Source organism: Herbiconiux daphne, assembly GCF_024979295.1.
Taxonomy (GTDB): Bacteria; Actinomycetota; Actinomycetes; order Actinomycetales; family Microbacteriaceae; genus Herbiconiux; species Herbiconiux daphnes.
This window is the reverse complement of record NZ_JANLCJ010000688.1, coordinates 1-557: the sequence shown is the minus strand read 5'-3', so window position 1 is coordinate 557 and position 557 is coordinate 1. Positions and strand designations below refer to the sequence as shown.

The window sequence follows — 557 nt, the reverse complement described above, 5'->3', positions numbered from 1 at the left end:
GTCGGAGACAGGTTAGAAATCCAGTTGGCAAAGGATTCTTTTACACCATTCAATTCATAGGAAACAAGGTTCTTAATAGTGGCCATGTTCATTCCTTATTGAATTTAGATCAAAAAAAGAGGGGCTCGAGGCCCCTCCTTATATACGAACCTATGGATTAGACTTTAAAAGTCAGGATACCAGAAGCAAATGGGTTGCGATGACGCAGACCAACTTCCATTTCGATCATCCATTTTTCGAATGAACCGGTTTTAGCCAGTTTAGTGCGCTGTGGAGCGCGCAGTACCATCTGAGTCCAATCGCTTGGATCGAAGATGAATACTTTATCAGCAGGCATGAAACGGTTAGGAATCAGTTTGAATTCCTGTCCAAGTGGATCGACCAGTACAGATACATAAGTATTAACTTTAGTATCGGCAGCACCGTCGAACATACGCTGACGGTTACCAGCAGAACCAGACAGCTCCATCAGGCCGCTGAAGAATTTAGCCTGTGAAGGGTGGAACATGATGATGTTAGGCTGTGCGCCTGCCAGGTACAGATCTTTAGTCAGATCG

General features: G+C 44.7%; 1 protein-coding gene. It reads right to left on the bottom strand.

Annotated elements, in window-relative coordinates; translation table 11 throughout:
• Positions 1-157: 157 nt before the first annotated feature.
• Positions 158-557: DUF5309 domain-containing protein (locus N1032_RS27175; protein ID WP_259543813.1), on the bottom strand; the 400-nt coding region annotated here is incomplete at its 5' end.